This is a genomic window from Mycobacterium sp. NGS48, assembly GCF_059812585.1.
In genome coordinates this window covers 252,765-274,322 of sequence record NZ_JCALCY010000005.1, presented here as the reverse complement: position 1 = coordinate 274,322, position 21,558 = coordinate 252,765, and the positions used below count along the sequence as shown (strand labels likewise).

Annotated in this window: 24 protein-coding genes and 2 tRNA genes; 11 read left to right on the top strand and 15 right to left on the bottom strand. The window is 63.8% G+C overall.

Annotated features, from left to right (window positions below; genetic code table 11):
- Positions 1-31: 31 nt before the first annotated feature.
- Positions 32-122: transfer RNA gene (locus AC5Y42_RS12535), tRNA-Ser, on the top strand.
- A gap of 74 nt (positions 123-196) precedes the next feature.
- A tRNA-Arg gene (locus tag AC5Y42_RS12530) sits at positions 197-269 on the top strand.
- A 145-nt stretch (positions 270-414) separates the two neighbouring features.
- Here AC5Y42_RS12530 and AC5Y42_RS12525 read toward each other — a convergent pair.
- The gene (locus tag AC5Y42_RS12525) at positions 415-738 is read right to left on the bottom strand and encodes a protease inhibitor I42 family protein (RefSeq protein ID WP_499898478.1); all 324 of its coding nucleotides are present in this window, start codon (positions 736-738) and stop codon (positions 415-417) included.
- A gap of 253 nt (positions 739-991) precedes the next feature.
- On the opposite strand from AC5Y42_RS12525, the gene AC5Y42_RS12520 reads away from it, so the two are divergent.
- Positions 992-1,564 carry a hypothetical protein gene (locus AC5Y42_RS12520; protein WP_499898477.1) on the top strand — a complete coding sequence of 191 codons (573 nt, stop codon included), beginning with the start codon at positions 992-994 and terminating at the stop codon, positions 1,562-1,564.
- A 64-nt stretch (positions 1,565-1,628) separates the two neighbouring features.
- A complete protein-coding gene (locus AC5Y42_RS12515; protein ID WP_499898476.1) occupies positions 1,629-2,360 on the top strand; it encodes a sensor domain-containing protein in 732 nt (243 codons plus the stop codon).
- A 254-nt stretch (positions 2,361-2,614) separates the two neighbouring features.
- Here AC5Y42_RS12515 and AC5Y42_RS12510 read toward each other — a convergent pair whose 3' ends face one another.
- Genes AC5Y42_RS12510 through AC5Y42_RS12485 form a run of 6 tightly spaced genes read right to left on the bottom strand, consistent with a single transcriptional unit; the run spans position 2,615 to position 8,451 of the window.
- Positions 2,615-3,871, bottom strand: coding sequence for an amidohydrolase (locus tag AC5Y42_RS12510; protein ID WP_499898474.1), 1,257 nt, complete (start codon positions 3,869-3,871; stop codon positions 2,615-2,617).
- A gap of 3 nt (positions 3,872-3,874) precedes the next feature.
- Positions 3,875-6,115, bottom strand: coding sequence for a SpoIIE family protein phosphatase (locus tag AC5Y42_RS12505; RefSeq protein ID WP_499898472.1), 2,241 nt, complete (start codon positions 6,113-6,115; stop codon positions 3,875-3,877).
- Complete coding sequence (locus AC5Y42_RS12500) at positions 6,112-6,738, bottom strand: SpoIIE family protein phosphatase (protein ID WP_499898470.1); 627 nt, start codon at positions 6,736-6,738, stop codon at positions 6,112-6,114. Before AC5Y42_RS12500 ends, AC5Y42_RS12505 begins: the two co-directional genes overlap by 4 nt.
- Complete coding sequence (locus AC5Y42_RS12495; RefSeq protein ID WP_499898468.1) at positions 6,731-7,141, bottom strand: anti-sigma regulatory factor; 411 nt, start codon at positions 7,139-7,141, stop codon at positions 6,731-6,733. Before AC5Y42_RS12495 ends, AC5Y42_RS12500 begins: the two co-directional genes overlap by 8 nt.
- A complete protein-coding gene (locus tag AC5Y42_RS12490; protein ID WP_065015748.1) occupies positions 7,131-7,517 on the bottom strand; it encodes an STAS domain-containing protein in 387 nt (128 codons plus the stop codon). The genes AC5Y42_RS12495 and AC5Y42_RS12490 overlap by 11 nt, the downstream gene beginning before the upstream one ends.
- A gap of 31 nt (positions 7,518-7,548) precedes the next feature.
- Positions 7,549-8,451 (bottom strand): STAS domain-containing protein, encoded by a 903-nt coding sequence (locus tag AC5Y42_RS12485; protein ID WP_499898467.1) that lies wholly within the window; start codon positions 8,449-8,451, stop codon positions 7,549-7,551.
- 177 nt (positions 8,452-8,628) lie between these two features.
- Here AC5Y42_RS12485 and AC5Y42_RS12480 point away from each other — a divergent pair, with 177 nt between their 5' ends.
- Positions 8,629-8,991: an anti-sigma factor antagonist gene (locus AC5Y42_RS12480; protein WP_499898465.1), complete on the top strand. Its 363-nt coding sequence runs from the start codon at positions 8,629-8,631 to the stop codon at positions 8,989-8,991.
- A gap of 14 nt (positions 8,992-9,005) precedes the next feature.
- On the opposite strand, the gene AC5Y42_RS12475 is transcribed toward AC5Y42_RS12480, so the two are convergent.
- The gene (locus AC5Y42_RS12475; RefSeq protein WP_499898464.1) at positions 9,006-10,181 is read right to left on the bottom strand and encodes an acyl-CoA dehydrogenase family protein; all 1,176 of its coding nucleotides are present in this window, start codon (positions 10,179-10,181) and stop codon (positions 9,006-9,008) included.
- Positions 10,174-11,166 (bottom strand): phosphotransferase family protein, encoded by a 993-nt coding sequence (locus AC5Y42_RS12470; RefSeq protein WP_499898668.1) that lies wholly within the window; start codon positions 11,164-11,166, stop codon positions 10,174-10,176. The genes AC5Y42_RS12475 and AC5Y42_RS12470 overlap by 8 nt, the downstream gene beginning before the upstream one ends.
- 63 nt (positions 11,167-11,229) lie before the next feature.
- On the opposite strand from AC5Y42_RS12470, the gene AC5Y42_RS12465 reads away from it, so the two are divergent.
- From AC5Y42_RS12465 to AC5Y42_RS12445, 5 genes are all read left to right on the top strand, one after another.
- Positions 11,230-11,616: a nuclear transport factor 2 family protein gene (locus tag AC5Y42_RS12465; RefSeq protein WP_499898463.1), complete on the top strand. Its 387-nt coding sequence runs from the start codon at positions 11,230-11,232 to the stop codon at positions 11,614-11,616.
- Positions 11,617-11,802: 186 nt separating this feature from the next.
- On the top strand, positions 11,803-12,069 hold the full coding sequence (locus tag AC5Y42_RS12460) for a hypothetical protein (protein ID WP_499898461.1): 267 nt from the start codon (positions 11,803-11,805) through the stop codon (positions 12,067-12,069).
- Positions 12,066-12,221 carry a DUF6131 family protein gene (locus AC5Y42_RS12455; RefSeq protein WP_499898460.1) on the top strand — a complete coding sequence of 52 codons (156 nt, stop codon included), beginning with the start codon at positions 12,066-12,068 and terminating at the stop codon, positions 12,219-12,221. Before AC5Y42_RS12460 ends, AC5Y42_RS12455 begins: the two co-directional genes overlap by 4 nt.
- Before the next feature lie 112 nt (positions 12,222-12,333).
- The gene (locus tag AC5Y42_RS12450; protein ID WP_499898667.1) at positions 12,334-13,038 is read left to right on the top strand and encodes a response regulator transcription factor; all 705 of its coding nucleotides are present in this window, start codon (positions 12,334-12,336) and stop codon (positions 13,036-13,038) included.
- Positions 13,016-14,542: a sensor histidine kinase gene (locus tag AC5Y42_RS12445; RefSeq protein WP_499898459.1), complete on the top strand. Its 1,527-nt coding sequence runs from the start codon at positions 13,016-13,018 to the stop codon at positions 14,540-14,542. Before AC5Y42_RS12450 ends, AC5Y42_RS12445 begins: the two co-directional genes overlap by 23 nt.
- Positions 14,543-14,554: 12 nt before the next feature.
- Here AC5Y42_RS12445 and AC5Y42_RS12440 read toward each other — a convergent pair whose 3' ends face one another.
- From AC5Y42_RS12440 to AC5Y42_RS12430, 3 genes are all read right to left on the bottom strand, one after another.
- A complete protein-coding gene (locus AC5Y42_RS12440; RefSeq protein ID WP_499898457.1) occupies positions 14,555-14,758 on the bottom strand; it encodes a hypothetical protein in 204 nt (67 codons plus the stop codon).
- 587 nt (positions 14,759-15,345) lie between these two features.
- Positions 15,346-15,747, bottom strand: coding sequence for a hypothetical protein (locus tag AC5Y42_RS12435; protein ID WP_499898456.1), 402 nt, complete (start codon positions 15,745-15,747; stop codon positions 15,346-15,348).
- 457 nt (positions 15,748-16,204) lie between these two features.
- Positions 16,205-16,690, bottom strand: a complete 486-nt coding sequence (locus tag AC5Y42_RS12430) for a lipoprotein LpqH (RefSeq protein WP_499898455.1) — start codon at positions 16,688-16,690, stop codon at positions 16,205-16,207.
- A 158-nt stretch (positions 16,691-16,848) separates the two neighbouring features.
- Between AC5Y42_RS12430 and AC5Y42_RS12425 the strand changes: the two genes are divergently transcribed.
- Positions 16,849-18,714 (top strand): alkyl/aryl-sulfatase, encoded by a 1,866-nt coding sequence (locus AC5Y42_RS12425; protein WP_499898665.1) that lies wholly within the window; start codon positions 16,849-16,851, stop codon positions 18,712-18,714.
- Here the strand turns inward: AC5Y42_RS12425 and AC5Y42_RS12420 are convergent.
- From AC5Y42_RS12420 to AC5Y42_RS12410, 3 genes are read right to left on the bottom strand one after another with little or no spacing between them, the layout of a single operon-like run.
- The gene (locus tag AC5Y42_RS12420) at positions 18,704-19,684 is read right to left on the bottom strand and encodes an NADPH:quinone oxidoreductase family protein (protein WP_499898453.1); all 981 of its coding nucleotides are present in this window, start codon (positions 19,682-19,684) and stop codon (positions 18,704-18,706) included. The genes AC5Y42_RS12425 and AC5Y42_RS12420 overlap by 11 nt on opposite strands.
- Positions 19,684-20,325 (bottom strand): TetR/AcrR family transcriptional regulator, encoded by a 642-nt coding sequence (locus AC5Y42_RS12415; protein WP_499898452.1) that lies wholly within the window; start codon positions 20,323-20,325, stop codon positions 19,684-19,686. The genes AC5Y42_RS12420 and AC5Y42_RS12415 overlap by 1 nt, the downstream gene beginning before the upstream one ends.
- The gene (locus AC5Y42_RS12410; RefSeq protein ID WP_499898450.1) at positions 20,273-21,556 is read right to left on the bottom strand and encodes an acyl-CoA dehydrogenase family protein; all 1,284 of its coding nucleotides are present in this window, start codon (positions 21,554-21,556) and stop codon (positions 20,273-20,275) included. Before AC5Y42_RS12410 ends, AC5Y42_RS12415 begins: the two co-directional genes overlap by 53 nt.
- Between the last annotated feature and the right edge of the window lie 2 nt (positions 21,557-21,558).

Genomic DNA, 21,558 nt, shown 5'->3' with positions numbered 1-21,558 from the left:
CGATCAGGGTCCGGTACCCTCAGGAATCCAAGGAGGCGTGCCAGAGCGGCCGAATGGGACTCACTGCTAATGAGTTGTCCTCTTACCGGGGACCGGAGGTTCAAATCCTCTCGCCTCCGCCACTGAGGCGATCGCGAGCGCGGCGTAAGCCGGGCGAAGCGGGTCGCCGCAAAGGTACGACAACAAGTGAACACAGGCGCCCGTAGCTCAACGGATAGAGCATCTGACTACGGATCAGAAGGTTGGGAGTTCGAATCTCTTCGGGCGCGCTCAGATCAAATGTATTGCCTCGTTTGCTAAGTGTTTTTGATCATCGACGGCAGTGGCATCGCCACTGCCGTTCGGCCGCCGTCCCCGCCTTGCCGGTAAGCAACGAACCCATGCCTGCCACGGCGTCACGCTCTACCTGCTCAACTAGCAAGAAAGGCCGCGTTGTTGAACTTGGGCCCTTGGTCTTCCACGAGACGGCCTCGATCCCGCTTTTGCCTGATGCACAGTGACATCGAGCGCAAAATGGCGAGCGACATGGGGCGGGTTCGCGTTGTTTTGCTGCACGAGTGTGACATGCACTGTTCCCGGACCTACAGCCTTAAACCTGCTCGTGTAGGTGCCTCCGCCGTTGTCACCGGAAGACGCCCGGCTGGGCTGATAGCGCGCCCCGAGGTATTTGAGGACCGCGACGTCGTACTTCTGCTCGTCGCGCCATTGACAGCCCGAGGTCAGGTAGTCGTCCTCCAAGCGATGTCGAAGGTCTGACCGCTGTTAATCTGAATACGCCGACCGTTGTCGGAATCATTCGCAGTTACGTCCGCCTCCGACGTGCAGCCAACCACCAACAACAGGCAGACCGACGAAATTGCCTGTTTCCAGCGCACGCCCAACACGCTAGCGGTTAGGTCGATCACCCTACACGCCGAGATCTAGCAAAGGAGCCAAGCAGCTGTGGGTGTTTCAACAGGCCCGCAGCAGGCTTTTCGACGACGAGGCGTGGTTGGGTCAAGCCGCCGATGCCGCCCACGCCAAACACCGCAAACAGATCGACAGGCTGCAATCCCACGTGCAAGGTTCGGCGACGGCCAGCAAGCTCTACCGCGATTGCGCCGCCGTGGTGGTCCACACCAAACAGCAGATCAGCGACAACGTGGAAAACACGCAAAAGCAGATCGCCCAAGTCGCCAACCACCCGCAGGCCACCGCCGAACAGAAGGACTACTTCATCGAAGGACTCGTCAACGCGACGCACAGGGAGAACGTGCAACTCGTCGAAGCCGGCGCCGCCAGGCTCGGCAAGCCTGGCGTATCCAACTTTAAGCAGGGACCAACACCAACTCCAAGCCCGTCTAAATGCGAAGATCCCACTGAGCTTTTGCACGATTGGGCTGATCTGCAAGCGGATATAAACGAGCACAACGCGAACCCGCCTGATCCCACCGATCTGGCCGCGGTAGCTGATTACGATGCAGAATACTGGCGACTCACCGCAAAGCTCACAGAGCTGTCGAGCAAGTTGCTGGACTGCGGAGTTCCGACGACCATAACCCCCGCACCCCCGCCGACTCGATGAGCCCGACAGGAGACAACTTTCCGCATAGCCAGGGATGAGAATCCGAAATTACACAGCTACGTCCATGCTCATCGCGTCCGCCACCGGATTCCTGCGGCCGCAGCGCCGGCAATCGAAAGCAGAGCGCATGTCAACACTTCCCAAAACCTTAACCACCGCTGCTACGGTAGCCGCACTCAGCTGCAGCACCGTAATGGCATTACCGGCTTGCAGCCACCCGAATACACGAGTGAACCCAAGCAGCAGCAAACCAGCGCCCGCGATCACCGCAGACTCACTAATCGTCAGCGTCGATGACGTGCGCCGCATTGCGGGAGTAAGCAACCTCGCCGCGGCGGCCGGATCGGACACGCACCAGCCACACCATAAGAGCTCGGACCTGCCGGCCCCATGCCAGGCAGTGTTTGACCAGCAGAGCGCGTTCGACGGTAACTGGAAACAATTTGCCTCGGCCACGTACAGCGCGGATATCTTCAAAGGACAGGGCCAAACTCAGGTCCGCGGAATTGCTGACGTCGGCCAAGCGGTTGCCGTCTATCCAGATGTGACCACGGCGCGTAACGCGTTTGACCGCCTGGTCACCAATCTGAAAGCTTGCCCCCCACTGCATGTGCGAAATTACGACTACACAATCGACAACACTGATCCCTCCGGGGTGGCGCTGAATAAAGAAGCATGGACAGTTATTTTTCAAGTGAAGTCCTCAACGCTTGTCAATGTCGCCGCGCTCGGTGTCGAACAGCCAGAGCAGACCGCTCGCACCGTCGCTCAGACAATCACCAACCGCATCAACTAGACGTATGGCGGGGCCAAATCGTGATCACCGCGCCGTGTAAATGCAGCCTGCCGATCAGCCCTGCGCGTAGCGCCAGCTGATTGTTCGGGTCTCGGCAGCCGGGCGCGGACGACCAGTCTGACGATAACGCTGACGACAGCCGGGCATCTCCACAACGCCAGCTACAGATCAGTAGGACTGCATCGTGCCAGGCCGTGAAACCTTCCCGTGCCAACGGATCAGAAGGTTGGGAGTTCGAATCTCTTCGGGCGCGCTCACTTCCCCAGCAGTTCCAGCATCATGTGACTCGCGATTTTCGTGCCGCACGGAATGGCGGCCAAGTCGACGACGTAGTCGGGGCTGTGCGGCGAATACGGAAACAACTTGCCGGCCGCCCACGCCTCTGCGCATACCTGCGGGTCGGCGACGCCGACCAGGAGATAGCTCAACGGAACGTCGGTGTGCGGACCCTTGAGCAGATGACAGTCCTCGGAACCCGCCAGCGGTGGGAAGTCCGTCACGACGTTCTCCGGGCCGATCACCCCGCCCAGCGCGGTGGCAATCCGCTCGCAGAGTCGTTCGTCGTTGACCAGCGGGGTGGATCCGCCCTTCATCGTGATCACCGGCAGCTGGTCTGCGGGCATCCCGTAGGTGCGGGCGATGCCCTCGCTGACCGCCCGCACGCCGCCGATCAGCTGCTCACGCACGTGCGGGCTGAACCACCGCAGATTGACCTTCACCAGCGCCTGGTCCGGGATGACGTTGTTGGCCGAACCGGCCTGCACCGAACCCACGGTCAGCACCGCGGTTTCCTGCGGCGCGATCGTCCGGCTGACGATCGCCTGGAACTCGACGATGGCCAGGGCGGCCATCAGGACCGGATCCTTGGTCAACTGCGGCATCGATCCGTGGCCGCCGACCCCCTTGAACACGATGTCGAGCTGGTCGGTGCCGGCCATTTTGGTGCCACCGGAGGCAACCAGCATGCCGACCGGGCCGGGCGCGGTGTGCATGCCGACCAAGAAGTCCGGCTTGGTCACGGTGTCATACAAGCCGTCGTCGACCATGGCCTGCGCGCCGGCGATCAACTCTTCGGCCGGCTGAGCGACCAACACCGCGGTGCCGCTCCAGGCATCTGTCGTTTTCGCCAGCACACCGGCCATTCCGAGCATCCAGGTCACATGGGCGTCGTGACCACACATATGCCCGACCGGTGACTCGCCGCCGTCGTCGCGACTGACCCGCACCGTGCTGGCATAGTCCAGGCCGGTGGCTTCTTCGACCGACAGGGCATCCATGTCCGCGCGATACATCACGGTCGGGCCGGGTCCGTTGCGCAAGACTGCCGCGACACCGGTTCCGCCGATGCCGGTGGTCACGTCGAAACCCAACGCGGTCAATGTTTGCGCGACGATCCCGGCGGTGCGCGTTTCCGCGAACCCCAATTCGGGGTGGCGGTGAAGGTCTTTGAACATCTCGACCAGACGCACGGTCTCGTCATCGACGAGCGTGTCGACGAACTCGGACGGCACTGGTCAGCTCCCCTCCGAGGCGGCATGGACGCGCTGCTCGGCCGGCAATCGGAAGGTCATCTCGACCGTCGTGCCCGACGGTGTGCAGTCCAGCTCGAGCCTGTCGCTCACCGAGCGGATCAGCAGCAGCCCCCGTCCGCGGTTACCCGGATCGGACGCGGCGGGTTTCCACGAGCCCGAGTCGGTGATCCGGATCTGCAACTCCGCCCCGTCAGATCCGGCATCTACCCGTACCTTGCCCGCCTGCTGCCCGCGGTAGCCGTGCTCGATGCTGTTCGCGCAGGCTTCGTTGACCGCCAAGACGACATCGGCGACCAAATCCTCCGGGACGGCGGAGTCCCGCATCCATGCCATGAGCCGATGCCGGATATCAGCCAATTCGTCTGCAATCGCCTCACTTTCGATGGCCAGCGAGGCATACGGGTGCCGATAGACCACGATCGCAACGTCGTCGTCGTACCCACCGGCCGGCGCCATCGCTGCCAGCGCGGCATCGGCGACGGCATCGACCGTCAGATTCATCCCGTCTGCCACGACGTCTGCGACGCGGGCGATTCCGTCGTCGATCGACGCGTCCCGCCGCTCCACCAAACCGTCGGTGTACAGCATCAACGTCGATCCCGGGTGCAGCACAGTGGATGCTTGGCGACGAGAACTGTTGCTGTGGACGGCGATTGGTAGCGACTGGGCGTCCGACAGCAATGTTGGCTCGGATTGCGGCGCCACCAGCAGGGCCGGCAGATGCCCGGCGCTGCTGTAACGCAACTCGCCCGATTCGGTATCGAGGATGCCGACAAACACCGTGGTACAGAAGGCGTCCGGGATGAACTCGGCGGCTGAATCGAGTTGTTCCAGCACTGTGGCTGGCTCGGTGTTGGTCAGCAGCAGAGCACGTGCAGAGCTGCGAAGCTGCCCCATCACCGCGGCCGCAGACAAGCCACGGCCCACACAGTCACCCACAATGATGCCGATTTGGTTTTCGCCAACCGGCAATACCTCATACCAGTCGCCGCCGATCTCCAGCGGCAGGACAGCAGGTTCGTAGCGCACCGCGAAACCTGTCGGAGGATCCATAGTCGGCAACATGACTCGCTGCAGTGTCAGCGAAGTCTCGCGGGCACTCTCGAACTGACGAACATGCTGTACTGCCAGACTGAGATGCCCGACCAGGACCGTGACCAGCAGCCGATCCTCTGCACTGACCCGGCGAGGTTCACGGAGTTCCAACCACATTGCCACGTCACCACTTCCGGAGAGCACCGCAACTATTCCGCGTGACTTGCCGGGGGTGTCGGCCCACTCGATCGGCTGCACGGTGAGCGGCAACTGGTGGCGAGCCTGCTGAAACGTCTCCTGCAGCAAGGGATCCAGTTCGTGCCACGATGAGGCGGCAGCTTCGGCTGCCACCTGGACGATCGGGTCTCCCCCGTCAGTGGGCCACGTGACGGCCACCACCCGCGTGACGTCGATCGCCGTTCGGCACTCGTCGAGGGTGATCGCAAGTACTTCGCTCACACTTTTCGCCACACCCACGGCGGTGGCCAGGCGCAGCACCGCGCTTTCCCGCGCAGCAAACGCACGCTCCGCAGTGATGTCGCGAATCGTTCCGACGTACACCACCCCATCGACACCTTGTCCCGCGACTCGGCTGATGTTTACCGCGACCCATGCCAGGCGGCCGTCGCAATGCCGGATCGGCGTCTCGTACTGGACATGACTCTCGGTGCCGAGCCGGGACTGTTGCACCCGCGCCGCCCTTTTGTCGACTAACCACGGATGCGGCCACTCATACGGCGCGTCATATGAGGGGTATCCGGTGATCTTGGCGAATGCCTCGTTGATTTCGATGACGGCGCCATTGTCGTCGGCGACGAAAAATCCCTCCTGCAGCGAATTGACCAGCGCATTGCGGAACTCGTCCCGATCGGCGAGGTCTTCCGCGCGGGCTCGCTGCTCCTCGTAACGCCTTGTGCCGTCGAGGAATCCGCGTGTCGCGACGTCCAACGGCGCAAAGGCTTGCAACAAGAATTCCAGAGCCGCCGATCTATCGACCGCGGATTCGCTCGCGAGTTCGTCGTTGACCAGCCGGAAGTGGTTCTCGATGATCTCGAGCATGCTGATGCTTTCCTGCAAGGCACGACGTCCGAGCTCCTCAGCGACGGCCAGGCTCGCCTCGGTGCGCACCGCCAGGTAAGACCGCAGCGCGGCGACATACTGGACGTGGAAGTCGTAGGCGTTCGTCATCCGGATGCGCCTCGGTGTCGCGCGGTGAGCACCAGCGCATCGTCGTTGTCTTTGCTGTATCGACTCAGAATCTGTTCGGCGATCGCCAAAGCAGGTGCGGCGAAATCGATCTCGTCGAGATGGTCATCGGTAATGCCGTCGCTGGCGATGACGAGCAAGTCACCGGGACGGATTGCGGCATCCTGGGGCTTAAGGATTTCGGGGAGCCGGTACCCGACGATGCCGCCGACCAGCCGCGCCGACGACCGCACCTCGACACCGCCCGGCTTTTTGGCGACAAGGTTGGCGCTGACGTTACCGATGCCGATCCAGCGGAGCGTGTTGGACGGAAAGTCGATCTGCGCCAATGTCATTGCGGCGCCTCTGGTGTCGGCTAGTGCGTGGTGGCAGCGCCGGACCAGGACATCGAGTGGCTCGGCGCAGGCATCGCGCAGGACTTCGACCCCGCACATCGCCGCTCTCGCCGCTTCTGCGCCGTGGCCAAGTCCGTCCAGTACGCCCATCAACGCCCCGGTTCCGTTGACCTGAACTGCGATCGGACGATCACCGCAAACCTGCTCGCCCGGCAGTGGGCGGCCTTTCGCCGCCCACTCGAACGGCCCGAGCCAGCCCTGCTCAGCCATTGGGCGGAATCCACTTCCACATCTCGATGGTGGTGCCCTCCCCGGGCGTGGACTCCACGATCAGCCGGTCCATCAGGCGGCGCGCGCCGGGCAGGCCCATGCCCAGACCACGACCCGTCGAATACCCGTCCTCGAGCGCCCTTTCGATGTTGACGATGCCCGGGCCGTCGTCTTCGGCGCGCACTACCAACGCCTTTCGCCCCTCCCGGTCGGCTACCATGACCCGAACCGCACCGCGACCGGCGTAGCTGGTGATGTTGCGTGCGATTTCGGAGATCGCTGTGGCGATCATGGTCACGTCGGTCAAGGAGAAACCCAGCTCGCGAGCCAAATGGTGGCCCGCCTGCCGCGCGGAGACGATGTCGTCCGGATTATCGATGCCGACTAGCACGTCATCCAGCACCGTCGGGTCCGATCGGTTTGCGCAGGCCCAGTTGCCGATTCAGCAGCGCGAGGCCTTCTTCCAGGTCCAGCGCGGTGTACATGTCGTCGAATACCAGCCCAAGCTGGACCATGGCGAATGCCACCTCCGGCTGCAGGCCCACAATCACGGTATCCGCACCGCGCAGCCGGGTCATGTGCGCGATGGTGCGCAGCGACCGAGCGGCGAACGAATCCATCACGTCAATGGCGGTGACGTCGACGATGATGCCCTGTGCGCGGAACCGGCTCACGCGTTCCATCAGGTCTTCGCGGAGCCGTTCGGTGTCGGAGTCGGTCAGGGCGGCCTGCACCGAAGCGATGAGGATCGCGCCCTGTTTCAGGATGGGTACCGGCATGGGCGCTCTCAATTGCTCTTAATTGCTGTGCTCACCCGCTCTTCTCGCCGGTGCGAGTGACTTCGTAGCCCAGCAGGCGTTCGGCTTCTTCGATGCCGCCCTGCAGGTCACCGACCGCGTTCATCTTCGAAAGGTCCAGGCCGATGGTCACCAGGGTCAGCGCGATCTCCGAAGACAGCCCGGTGATGATCACGCTGGCACCCATCAGCCCGGACGCGTCGACCGTCTGCACCAAGTGGTTGGCCACCGTCGAGTCGATGGTGGGGACACCGGTGACGTCGATGACCACGACCTTGGCCCGGTTGGCCCGAATCGCGCGCAGCAGCTGCTCGGTGACCTGCCGGGCGCGTTGACTGTCAAGGATGCCGATGATCGGCAGAATCAGCAGCTGTTCACGCACCTGCAGTACCGGCGTGGACAGCTCGCGGATGGCCTCCTGCTGCTGCCGGATGATGCGCTCGCGCTCCTGGACGAAGCTCACCGCGACGGTGTTGGCGATCCGGTTGGCGGCCGGCTCGTAGGCATCCAGCACTTGGTTGAGCAGGTCGAAGTCCGACTGGTACTTCTTGAACAACGAACGGGCAAGCACGTCGCGCAGCAGCAGTACGATGCCGACGACCTCGTGCGTTTCCACCCCGCGCGGAATGATTCGTTCGGACAAGTCGCGCGCGTAGTCCTGCAGCGCCTCAACGCTTCCGGTCTCGAGCACTTCGACGTAGTTGTCGTAGACGGCGGTGGCTTCGGAGAAGATCTCGTCTGGGCCCATTGCGGTGAGCAACTCCGCCTCGGTGATGCGGCCGGCCCATTCCTCGCGCAGGGCGGTGCGGTTCTGCCGCAGATGCTCAACCAGTTGCGGCAGCAAACCCTCGCTGGAGACCGCCACCGTCTGTGTGACGGCACTGGCTCCTGCAAAACCTAGCGATGGATCCGACATCGAACCTCCCGCTCTCGGCGATACCCGGCGGCAGCCCGCACAATATTTGGGGCAAGAGTAACTTAGTCTCCGCGGGGCATCCGGTGAAGTACTATTTCAAGCAGATTGCGACGGCGGGTCATGGGTCGGCACCGTCCCTGCCACGAGCGATACCACGCCACACAATAAGGATGGCCGTTGTCTGCTCCAGTTCCGATTACCACCTCTATTGGGCACCGCAACGGTGTCACGGTGGTCAGTATTGGCGGTGAAATCGATTTGAGCACCGCGGCCGCATTCGAGGCGGCGATCGCCGGGGCGATTGCCGAGGATCCGACGGTGCTCGTCATTGAACTGTCCGCGGTGCAATTCATGGCGTCGGCGGGGCTCCGGATCTTGGTGGCCACTCAGGAGAAGGTCAGCAAATCGGCTCAAGTGGCGGTGGTGTCGAACAACGCCGCGACCAATAGGCCGATTCAGTTGACCGGTCTGGACAAGGTCTTCTCGATGTACCCGACGCTGGATGACGCGTTGACGGCGGTAAAACTGATCGCCGACTAGACGGCGCGCCTCATCTACGGTGAGCGCAGCACCCGTCGGGCGATCGCGTACTTGTGCACCTCGGTCGGGCCGTCGTAGAGCCGGAAGGCTCGCATGTCGGAGAAGATCATGCCGACCGGCGTCTCATCAGAGATGCCGATGCCGCCAAGAATCTGCACACAGCGGTCAGCGACCTTGAACAACTCCTCGGACACGTAGGCCTTCACCATCGAGCTTTCATGCCTGCCCTTACTGCCGCTGTCCAGCGTCCAGCACGCCCACCAGATCGCCAGCCGGCATTGCTGCAAAGCGATCTCGTTGTCGGCGATCATGAAACTAACCCCTTGGTGCTCGCCGAGCGGCTTACCGAAAGCGGTGCGGGTGCGGGCGTGCTGCACTGCGATCGACTGTGCGCGCGTCGCGGCTCCCAGCCATCGCATGCAATGCGTCAACCGGGCCGGGGCCAGTCGCAGCTGCGCATAGCGCAGCGCCTGACCCACTTCCCCCAGCACCGCCGATGCCGGCAACCGCAGGCCGGCGAAGCGCACCACGCCGTGGCCCTCGACGTAGTTGCGGTCCATTGTCGACATCACCCGTTCGAGCTCGATGCCGGGCGTTTGCCCGTCGCATAAGAACAGGGTCGGTCCGTCGGGGCCGTGCGGGTTCGGCGCGACCCGCGCCATGACGATCCAGGTGCGCGCGCCCTGCGCCCCGGTGATCAGCCACTTGAGTCCAGTGATGACGTACTCGTCGCCGTTGAACTCCGCGGTGGTGGCCAGTTGGTCGGGGTCTGAGCCGGCGCCGTCGGGTTCGGTCATCGCGAACACCGACCGCTGCCGGCCGTCGATGACCGGCACCAGGAACTGCTCTGCCTGCTGCTGGCCGGCGACCTTGCCGAGCAGGTACATGTTGCCCTCGTCCGGGGCCGCACAGTTGAGGGCCACCGGGCCCAGCGTCGACCAACCAGCCGCTTCGAACAGCACCGCCTGCTCGCGGTGTGACGGCTCGCGTCCGCCGAAACGCTTGGGTGCCTGGAAGGTCAGGAGGCCGGCCGCGCGGGCCAACTCGACCAACTCGGCGCGCAGTTCATCGTTGGGACCGTGTCGGGTGAGGCGGGGATCGGACTCGTACGGAACGATCTGCTCAGCGACAAAGGACCGGATCTCAGCGCTCAGTGCGGCCAGGTCAGCCGGAATTTCGAAGTCAATCACTCATGAGCTCCAGAGCCTGCTCGAACAGCTTCACCGTCGCCGCGTGGAGTTGGTCGCCGACCTCCCGCGGTGCCATGCCGGCACAAGCGCGCGCCAGCGTGCCCTCGATCACGATGCCGAGCTTGAAGCAGGCCAGCACGGTATACCACGTGATCTGCGTCAGGTCGCGGGTGGTGTTGGCCGCGTAGCGCTCGATCAGGTCCTCGGCGCTGGCCAATCCGCCCACCTCGGTGAGCGTGTGCGCGAACACGCTGGATCCGTCAGTTTGCCGCCAGGTGGCCAGCAGCCAGCCCAGATCCAGCAGCGGGTCGCCGATTGTGCACATCTCCCAGTCTACGATCGCGACGACGTCCGGGCCGGTCCGGGAAAACATCACGTTCGCGGCGTGGTAGTCACCGTGCAAGATGCCCGGTTTCCACTGCGACGGCCGGTGTTGATCGAGCCATTTCGCGACGTCGTCGACGCCGGGAATGTCGGGGCCGGGGTAGTTTTCGAACTCGCTGTAGGACTCCAGCTCCGAAAGCCACCGTGGTACTTGGCGTTCCAAGAACCCCTCCGGCTTGCCGAAATCGGCCAAGCCGACAGCAACATGGTCGACGGCACCCAGCCTGGCCAACGCGTCAGCCATCGACAGGCCCATCCCGAACCGCACACTGGGATCGCCGGCGTGCAGCGCCGGCAGCTCTTCGCCAGCATTGAATCCGTCGATGGGTTCCATCAGATAGAAGACGGCATCGCCGAGCACGCTGGTGTCATCGCAGGTGGCGATCAGGCCGGGGTGGGGTACATCGGATCCGGCCAGCGCAGCCAATACCCGGGTTTCCCGCAAAATCACGGTATTGCTGCGCGGGCGCAGGTGTTGGGGCCCGCGCCGCAGCACATACGACCGTCCGGACCGGGTGAACCGCAGCATGATGTTCTGCGTCCCACCGCTGAGCTCGGAAACGTCCTCCAGCGCGCCTTCGCCTAGCCCCTGCTGCGACATCCAGTCCGCGACCGCTTCCAGGTTCTCCACGTTGCTGAAGCTACCGTCTGCAAGGATCGCGCTATGACGCCACCCGTGATGCAGCGTTGGACCGAAATCGTCGAGGCCGGCCGGTTCGACGAAATCGGCGAATTGCTGGCCGAGGATGCACTCTTCTACTCACCGGCCGTTTTTACTCCGCAGGAAGGCCGCGCTAAAGCCGTCGAGTACTTGACGGCGGCAGGAAAATTGTTCGCGAACAGCGACTTTCACTATGTGGAGCAATGGTACAACGACAGCTCGGCGATCTTGGAATTCGCGGCGAATATCGACGGAGTCTACGTTAACGGCATCGACATGGTGCACTGGAATAGTGATGAGAAGATCGCCTCGGTCAAGGTCATGATTCGGCCATTCAAGGCGCTGCAGGTGGTCATCCCGAGGATGGCCGAGCTGCTCGGTTACCGATGACGATGGTGCCCGCGCTGTTAGCAAGCGCGTGCGCGGGCCCTGCTCGGATTGAAAGGGGCGGTTAGAGATACGGACCTCGTAACTTGCTGCTCAACCGACCATCGCGCGCCACGGCCGGCTGAGGCCAGGTTTTGAAAACCGGGCGGCAGGGTAAACACGGGTCCAACAGTGCATTGTGTGGACACAATGGAGGTCGCAATGCGGTATAGCGGAGCTATCAGCACGCTTGTGCTGGTATGGCTGATCATCGGAGTCATTGCTGCTTGGCAGCGCGACTACTTCAAAGGCGGTGACACGAGTTGCGCCTCTGCGGGGACCATCGCCGTCACCGTAATTGCCGGACCGCTGAACTACGCCGGCATTAACCCGAAGGTGGCGGACTGTCATCTGCCGCAGCCCAGTTCGATGCCCGCAATTGACATCGAACACCTCGTTGAAATGGAGATGTCATGATCGTCCTCGGAATTATTCTCTTGATCCTCGGATTCGTATTCGGCATCCACTTGTTATGGGTGCTCGGAATCATCTTGCTGGTCGTCGGTGCGATTCTCTGGATCCTGGGCAGCGTCGGCCGGCCGGTCGGCGGCCGCCGATACTGGTATTAATCCCGCCGTCGGGCTCACAGCCAGCGCATAGGCTTGGCACAGTAACGGCTCATTCCTGCGCGCATACTTAGGTGTTGTGAGCCAGCCCCCGGCACCGGTCGAGCGTGTCGTGATGCGCCGCGCCGACGGCAACCCGATCAATGTGCTGGTGGTCGATGACGAGGCCGTGCTGGCCGAAATGGTGTCGATGGCACTGCGCTACGAAGGCTGGAACATCGCCACCGCCGGCGACGGGGCGTCAGCGCTCGCGGCGGCCCGCGCACAGCGTCCTGACGTTGTCGTCCTCGACATCATGCTGCCGGACATGAGCGGGCTCGACGTCTTACGCAAACTGCGCGAACACAATCCCCAACTTCCGGTGTTGCTGCTTACCGCCAAGGACGCGGTGGAGGACCGCATCGCCGGGTTGACTGCCGGCGGCGACGATTACGTCACCAAACCCTTCAGCCTGGAAGAGGTGGTGTTGAGGCTGCGTGCGCTGTTGCGCCGCACCGGGGTGACGACGGTCGACAGCGGTGCCCAGCTCGTGGTCGGCGACCTGGTTCTCGATGAAGACAGTCACGAGGTGACCCGCGCCGGCCAACCGATCTCGTTGACGTCCACCGAGTTCGAGTTGCTGCGGTTCATGATGCGTAACGCCAAGCGGGTGTTGAGCAAGGCGCAGATTCTGGACCGGGTATGGAGCTACGACTTCGGCGGCCGGTCCAACATCGTCGAGCTCTACATCTCCTACCTGCGCAAGAAGGTCGACAACGGGCGCGAGCCCATGATCCACACGCTGCGTGGCGCGGGCTATGTCCTCAAGCCGGCCGGCTAGCGCTCGGCGAACCTGGTCACTCCGGGTTCGGCTGTTGGTTGGCCAGGTCATCGTGCTGGCTATCGCGTGCGTCGGGATCGGCGCGGTGACCGAGCTCGCGTTGCACCAGTATCTGGTCGGCCAGGTCGACCAAGAACTGCGCAAGGTCGCGCACCGCTCGGCGGACATGTACAGTGCGCGACCGCCGCCGCCGCTGCCCTGGCGGCGCGACCACCGCCCGATCCACCGCCCTGGCCCCGGCCCGCTGTTCCTCGACGCGCCCGGTCAGCCCGTCGGCATCGTGGCGGCGGTTCTCGGTGACGGTGCCACGGTCGACGCGGGCTATCTCACCGGTCAGGGCGAGCGGGGAAATTTGACCGACACCGCCAAGGCTCAGCTGCGCGATGTCGCCCCCGACCGCCGGCCAGTGACTCGTGATCTCGACGGTCTGGGGCGCTACCGGGTGGTCGCCGCCTATGCCCGGCACGGTGGCAATGTCATCATCACTGGACTGCCCCTGACCACCGTCGACAACACCCTGATTCAGGTGCTGTTGATCTTCGGGGTCGTCACCATCGTTGCGGTCGCCGCCGCGACGACCGCCGGCGTGATGATCATCCGCCGTGCCCTGGCGCCGCTGACCCGGGTCGCACAAACCGCCGGGCAAGTGGTCAACCTGCCGCTGGACCGCGGTGAGGTGGCGCTGCCGGTGCGGGTGCCTGAACCAGACGCCAACCCGCACACCGAAGTCGGGCGGCTCGGGCTGGCGGTCAACCGGATGCTCGACCACATTGCGACCGCGCTCTCGACACGGCAGGCCAGCGAAACTCGAGTGCGCCAGTTCGTCGCGGACGCAAGCCATGAGCTGCGTACCCCGCTGGCTGCCATCCGTGGCTATGCCGAACTGGCGCAACGCATGCGACCAAGCGAGAGTGACAGCGATGCGGTGGCGCATGCCTTGAGCCGGGTGGAATCCGAGACCGAACGGATGACGTGCTTAGTGGAAGACCTGCTGCTGTTGGCCCGGCTGGACTCCGGCCGGCCGCTGGAGCGCGAGCGGGTGGATCTGTCCCGGCTGGCGGTCGACGCGGTCAGCGATGCGCACGTCGCCAGCCCGGATCATCAGTGGAAGCTCGACCTGCCCGCCGAGCCGGTGATCGTGGGCGGCGATGCCGCACGGCTGCAGCAGGTCCTGGGCAATCTGCTCACCAATGCGCGCGTGCACACCGGACCGGGCACCGTGGTGACGACGCAGTTGGCCGCCGACCCCACACACGCTGTGCTCAAGGTCATCGACAACGGCCCCGGGATCCCCGAGCAGCTGCAGTCCGAGGTGTTCGAGCGGTTCGCTCGCGGCGACACCTCGCGTTCCCGCAAGGGCGGCAGCACCGGCCTCGGCCTGGCGATCGTGTCGGCGGTGATCCGGGCCCACCACGGCACGATTGCGGTGCAAAGCGCACCCGGCCACACCGAATTCACCGTGCGCCTTCCCCTCGCCGCCGATGATGCATTAACAACCGGTTGAAGCAAGCCACCCCTACTCAGGTACCTGTGGTGTGATCTTTCGGATGAGATTGACGGCGGCCGAATTCGCTTGGTCCGCCGACAGCAGCCTCAGCACCGCCACCTGGACCGTGTTAGACCTATTGCCGGCGGCGAACTCGACTTGGCCGCCGCCCATGAAACGCATGCCATCGGGTCCGGGTTCGGGTTCGGGGAAACCCGCTTGCAGCGGGGGCAAGGTGTTATCGGGGGCCGTACCGGGGCTTCCGATTTCGATAGATACCGATTCCTCTGTCGTGGGATTCTTCCATCAGCAGTCACCCATCTCGGGATTTGCGAAGGCTGACTTACCTGGCACGACAGTCCCCAGTAGCCCCGAGATATCCTCCGAAGTGAGCATCGAATACACATCGATCGGCTTGGCGGCGTGCGTCGCGGCCCCGCCGGTCCTGGTTGGCCCACTTGGGCTGTCCTGATGGGATTGACAACCCGTCAGACAGCTCAAAACGATTGCAGCACAAGCCAGCCGAGCCAGTCCGATAAGCACGAATCGAGTGCCGATCCGTGCGGGGGTCTCATCGGACTGGCCCAGAATATGATTGAGTGTGTTCGCCATGAGCGTTCCTAATTTTTGGTTACGGATCATTTCCAAGCTTCGACGGTCGAAACAGGCGTTGTCCTATCCTTTTCGACATCCCGAGCGACCACATCGCTAATCACGGCTCGTTCGCGTGGCTAGCCGTCCAGCATTCAAAAGGACTTGACGTTCCAAACGTTGACGAACATGCCGTGACCGGTGCGGTCATTGGTGAACGTCGTGCCCTCCTAGTTGGCGGCGATGGCCCAGCCGTGTGCGCTGTAGAACGCATAATCCAACGTGACACGGCCCTCGAGTACGCCGAGATTGGCTTCGACCCAGTGGAAGTCGCCAGCTGCGCTGACACTAGCGACGTGAAAGGGCAGCCCGCGCGGCCCACGGGGCCAGTTGTTCGCTGAGGTTTGGCAGGCAACCAGTTCGGTCGTGATGGAACAGCCCGTTGCCCTCGATTTGGTTTCGACACGAACGTATCCGTGATCGTTCGGCGCCAGCGGAATCGCCGGCGGCGTGCGCGCTGTCGACGTCGAGATCAAGCTGTGATCGAGCCGCGTGGCGCACGACATTGAGCCCATCAAACAGGCCATCACGGCGATGGAGCCGACCACGCCGAATATTCCGATTGACAACATCTGCCGCCGTGCCTCGTGCGCGATGGGTCGCGAAACTTCGCGCGAGATCAACGGACACATACATCGACGTTGGAATCACTCACATTCGCTGGCGGTAAGAGCGCCGGAACGGCATGGGCCAAACCGGCCATCACCGCGGTCAGCGGTAACGGTGCCGAATCTTTGGCCGTGGTTTTCACGACTCGATCCTCTGCTCTCAGATTGCAAGCTCGCGGCTTGTCAAAAGCCGAGCCCCTGAACCCCTGCGACATTAGGCGCCCGACGCGCAGAGAGATATCCGACGTTTCCCTATCTTTTCATCGAAGCAATGCGACCTCGCTGGATAGCGGTTTGGCACTGACGCGCAACCGGTCCGCGGCGACCGCGGGCCGGTTGATGATTGACGTAGTGGCCGAGTCTCATACTGCAGACGGTTTCGGCGGCGTCGAGCGCCGCCGAACTCCGTCTGCCAACTGGGTCAGGAACAAGTCACGTCGATCTCGAAAGGCTTGTTCACCGGCTGCATCGGGTTGGCCATGTCGACTCCGGTCGCCGTCCCGCTGATCTTGTAGGTGTTGCCCTCCTTGCTCGCCGTCGCGTTGCCCTGCCCGGTACCGGGCGTGTAGCCGAGGGTGACGCCGTTGACGTTGCCCAGACCCACCGACTTCACCTCGGGTGGGTTGGCATCAGTGAGAACCGCGGCGATACCGGTCGCTTGCCCACCGATGGCAATGTTGACGTTGCCGCCCGCGGTGCTGCACACCGTCGTGCCTTGGACGTTCTGGTCCTTGCCGTCAATGGTGACTTTCGTGGTTGACGCGCCGGCTGTGCTCTGCGCCGACGCGCTGGACCCCTGCGACGAGGATTCTGTACCGCCCGTCGTCGACTTGTTACTCGTACAGCCTGAGAGACCCACGATTACGATCGCCGACGCTGCCGCAGCGATTGTGACTGACCGGTTCACCTGTACTCCTTCGTCATGTGAAAGACCCGTCGACTGCTGACGGATCGTTTCGGCAGTATGCGGGGTGAATCGACCGAAATAGTGAAATTGGCAGAATTGATTCTCGGAGAATTGCCTCAGAGCTCGCTGAATGCGGAGTAACCCTGCGGACGCGGCGGATCAGTGGCAGCGTCGTAACTGTGGAACCGCAGCCTTCGACCCCGCCACTACCCTTGGACGACACAAGAGATTTCACCGACGCCGACCGGGGATTCGTCGCGGCGTTGACACCCTGCATCATCAGGGCTGCCGACGGCCGCGTGGTGTGGGACAACGACGCCTACTCGTTTCTCAGCGGCGACGCACCGGCATCGGTACACCCCAGCTTGTGGCGACAGTCCACGCTGACCGCCAAACACGGCCTCTACGAAGTGGTCCCAGGTCTCTACCAAGTCCGCGGATTGGACCTCTCCAACATCAGCTTCATCGAGGGCGACACCGGCGTCATCGTCATCGACCCGCTGGTGTGCACCGAAGTCGCTGCCGCCGCGTTGACGTTGTACCGCGCCCATCGTGGTGACCGTCCAGTGATCGCGGTGATCTACACCCACAGTCACGTGGATCACTTCGGCGGCGTGTTAGGTGTCACGTCGCAAGCGGAGGTGGACGACGGGAGGGTGGCGGTGCTGGCACCGGCGGGGTTCACCGAGCACGCCGTGCAGGAAAACGTTTACGCCGGAACGGCGATGGCACGACGCGCGACCTACATGTACGGCACTTTGCTCGCCCGCCATCCGCAAGCACAAGTCGGCTGCGGGCTGGGTCAGACACCGTCAACCGGCGAGGTCGCCCTCATCGTTCCGACGATCGACATTCGGTCGACCGGCGAGATCCACACCATCGACGGCGTGCAGATTGAGTTCCAAATGGCGCCGGGCACTGAGGCTCCCGCCGAAATGCATTTCTACTTCCCACAGTTCCGCGCATTATGTATGGCCGAGAACGCGACCCATAATCTGCACAACCTGCTGACCCTGCGCGGCGCGCTGGTGCGAGATCCACACGCCTGGTCGGGGTACCTCACCGAGGCCATCGATGCCTTTACCGACCGCACCGACGTGGTATTCGCCTCGCACCACTGGCCGACCTGGGGACGCGATCGGATCCAGGAATTCCTGTCGCTGCAGAGGGACTTGTACGCCTACCTGCACGATCAGACACTGCGACTACTCAACCAGGGTCACACCGGCGCGGAGATCGCCGAAATGCTCGAATTGCCGCCTGCACTGGAGCAAGCGTGGCACACCCACGGCTACTACGGGTCGGTCAGCCACAACGTGAAGGCGATCTACCAGCGCTACATGGGCTGGTTCGACGGCAACCCCGGCCGACTGTGGCCGCATCCTCCCGAGGCGTTGGCCAGCCGCTACGTCGACGCGATGGGCGGGATCGACCGGGTGGTCGAGTTGGCCCAGCAGGCCTTCGATGCCGGCGACCTCCGTTGGGCGGCAACGTTGCTCGACCACGCGGTGTTCGCCGACAGCACACATTTTGGAGTCCGAGCGCTCTATGCCGACACCCTCGAGCAGTTGGCATACGGTGCCGAAAACGCGACCTGGCGGAATTTCTTCCTGTCTGGTGCGGTCGAGTTGCGCGACGGCAACGTCGGCACCGCGACCCAGACGGCCTCCCCGTCGTTACTATTGCAGCTGACACCAGAGCAGGTTTTCGATAGCTTGGCGATCACCGTCAATGGGCCACGTTCCTGGGAACTGGACCTTGCGCTCGACATCACCTTCGCGGATCTGGACACCAACTATCGGGTCACACTGCGCAACGGTGTGCTGGTGCACCGCAGGGCTTCCCCCGATGCCGCGACAGCCTCGGTGACGGTGCGGCTGGAAACCAAGTCCCGGTTGCTGGCAGCCGCCGCAGGCGATTTCACCTCACCCGGCCTGGAGATCTCCGGAGATCAGCAGGCGCTGCAAGCCTTCTTGGGCTCCCTCGATCGCCCCGACCCGGGGTTCAACATCGTCACGCCATAGCGTCGACGTCGATGACGACCTTGCCGATCGCCTTGCGCTCGGCGACGTGCCGTAACGCCGCTGCCGTGTCGGCCAGCGCGAAGCGTGCGCCGATGTAAGGCCGGACCCGACAGTCGGCGAACATCTGCTCCAGTTCGCGCATGTCGCGCATCGCCTCCTCGGGGTGATCGGCGATGAACGTGCGGATTTCCATGCCGCAGATCGTGATGCCCTTGAGCAGAACGAGATTGAGCGGGATAGCCGGAATGGCTCCGGCGGCGTAGCCGAGCGTGACGAAAACCCCGCCGCGAACCAGACCGCGCAGCGCCGGTTCGGCATACGCTCCGCCAACCGGGTCGATGACAACCCGGGCGCCGCCTTCGGTGACCTCACGGATCCGGGTCTTCAGATCCTCGCGGTCGTAGTCGACTGTCGCTTCAGCCCCGCGCTGTCGGCACAGTTCGAGCTTTTCCGGCGTCGACGCCGCGGCTAGTACCCGGGCGTTCATGGCGACTGCCAAGTCGAGGGCCGCCGAGCCGACACCGCCGGCGGCGCCGAGCACGACGACCCAATCCCCTTCCGCGACTGCGGCAACCGAGCGTAGCGCGTGATAGGCGGTGCGATACGTGACGCCGAATGCCGCGGCGGCAGCATAGTCGGCGCCGTCGGGTATCGGCGATACCAACTCGGCTCGAAGCAGGGCCTGCTCGGCGAAGGCACCGACGAACGTCGTACCGACCACCCGGTCGCCGGGTGCCAAGATGACACCCTCGCCAACGGCGAGCACGTCGCCAGCCAGCTCACTACCGGGTGTGAACGGCACCGGAATCTGAACCTGGTAATTGCCGCCGACCAGCAGCACATCGGGAAAGTTGACTGCCGCGGCCCGCACTCGCACCACCAGCTCGCCCGGCCCCGGCGTCGGGTCGACAACCTCCTCGAGGACCAGATCTTCCGGCTGACCGTAGCGTCGACAGACGACCGCCCGCATCAGACGCCCAGCCCGCCCAGACAAAACCGCACCAAATGCGCGACGTCGTCGGCGCCGGGCCGCTCGGCCGAATCCAGATAACGGCGCATGGTCGTCGCGGTGCAGTAGAACACTGCGTCGGCGTCGCGCTGAACGTCTCTGCTGCCCAACGCCGCAACCGGTTCGGTCAGCAGATCACGCATCGGCCGCATGATCTCCTCGGTGACATTGCCGCCGGCAGACATCTGCCCGGCGGCTGCCCGGCTCATGCTGATCAGGTGCGGGTCGGCGACCTGGGCCAGTGCACCCTCGATCCAGCGCGCGATCTTGCCGTCCGGGGACGGCGCCTTGGCCATCTGGTGCTGAAGGTAGGAAACGACGATCGCCACGCCGCGTTCCATGACCGCCAGGATGAGGTCGTCCTTGCCGGCGAAATATCGGTAGAACGCCTTGTTCGACGATCCGGCTTCGGTCACGATGTCGCTGACGCGCGGCGGCTCGGGTGCCGCCCGCTCCATTACCCGCACGGCGGCCGCCAAGATCCGTTCAACCTCCTCGGTGGCCTCGCGTTGTCGATCATCGAGCGCACGCTCGACGGCTGCGGTCACCCTACTGGTCAACGAGAGCACCGTATTTGGCGCGCAGGGCCTCGCGACGAACATCCAGCATCTCGCTGGGCCACTCCGCGCTCTCGGCCTCGACGCCCTTGAGCAGCATCCGGGCCAGGTTGACCTTGTGCGCTTCGGTCGGTCCGTCGGCCAGACCGAGCGCGATACCGCCGAGCAGGACGTTGACCAGCGGCAGCTGATCGGTCAGGCCGAGGGCACCGTGTACCTGAATTGCCCGCAGCGCAATCGATTTCAGCACCTGAGACGCCAGGATCTTGCACGTGGCAATTTCGGCACGAGCACCGTGCTCGTCACCGCTGTCGATCAGCCATGCGGCGTGCAGCACGGTCAGCCGGAACGGCGCTAGCTCGGTGTAGGAGTCGGCGACGAACTCCTGCACCAACTGCTTGTCGGCCAGCAAAGTCCCTTGAGTGAAGCGGCTTTTTGCCCGCCGGGCCATCATCTCGACGGCCCGCTGTGCCATGCCGATCGAGCGCATCGCGTGATGTAGTCGGCCGCCGGCCAGCCGGGTCTGCAAGATCAGGAAGCCCTGTCCGGGCTCACCGAGCAGCGCGGCGGACGGCACCCGCACGTCGTCGTAGTGCACCAGCGAATGGCCGGGCTCGTGCGGGTCGGCGCCGACCAGGTGGTGGTTCGCCTCGACCTTGAGGCCGGGAGTGTCGGCCGGGATCAGGAAAGTCGACGCCCCGTGATGCACCGCCACGTCGGGGTTGGTGATTGCGACCACGATGAAGAACGACGCGACAGAGGCATTGGAGGAGAAGTACTTTCGTCCGGTGATCACCCAATCGTCGCCGTCGCGGACGGCGCGAGTGGTGAACACCCGCGGGTCGGCGCCGCCCTGGGGCTCGGTCATCGAGAAGCAGGAGAAGATTTCGCCCGACAGCAAGCCGGCAAGGTAGCGATCCTTTTGGTCCTGCGTGCCGAACCGAGCGATGATCTCGGCGTTGCCGGTGTCGGGCGCCTGGGTTCCGAACACGATCGGCGCCCACGGGCTTCGGCCCAGGATCTCGTTGATCAGCGTCAGTTTGACCGCGCCGAAGCCCTGCCCGCCGAGTTCGGGCCCCAGGTGCGGCGCCCACAGTCCCTGGTCGCGCACCTGCTGTTTGAGCGGGTCGACGATGCGGCGACGCTCGTCGGTCAGCGGCAGGAACTCGCAGCCCGGAAAGAGCACCTCAAGCGGTTCGACCTCCTCGCGGACGAATTCGCGGATCCAGTCGAGCTTCTTCTCGAACTCCGGCTCGGTGGAGAAATCCCATGCCATGT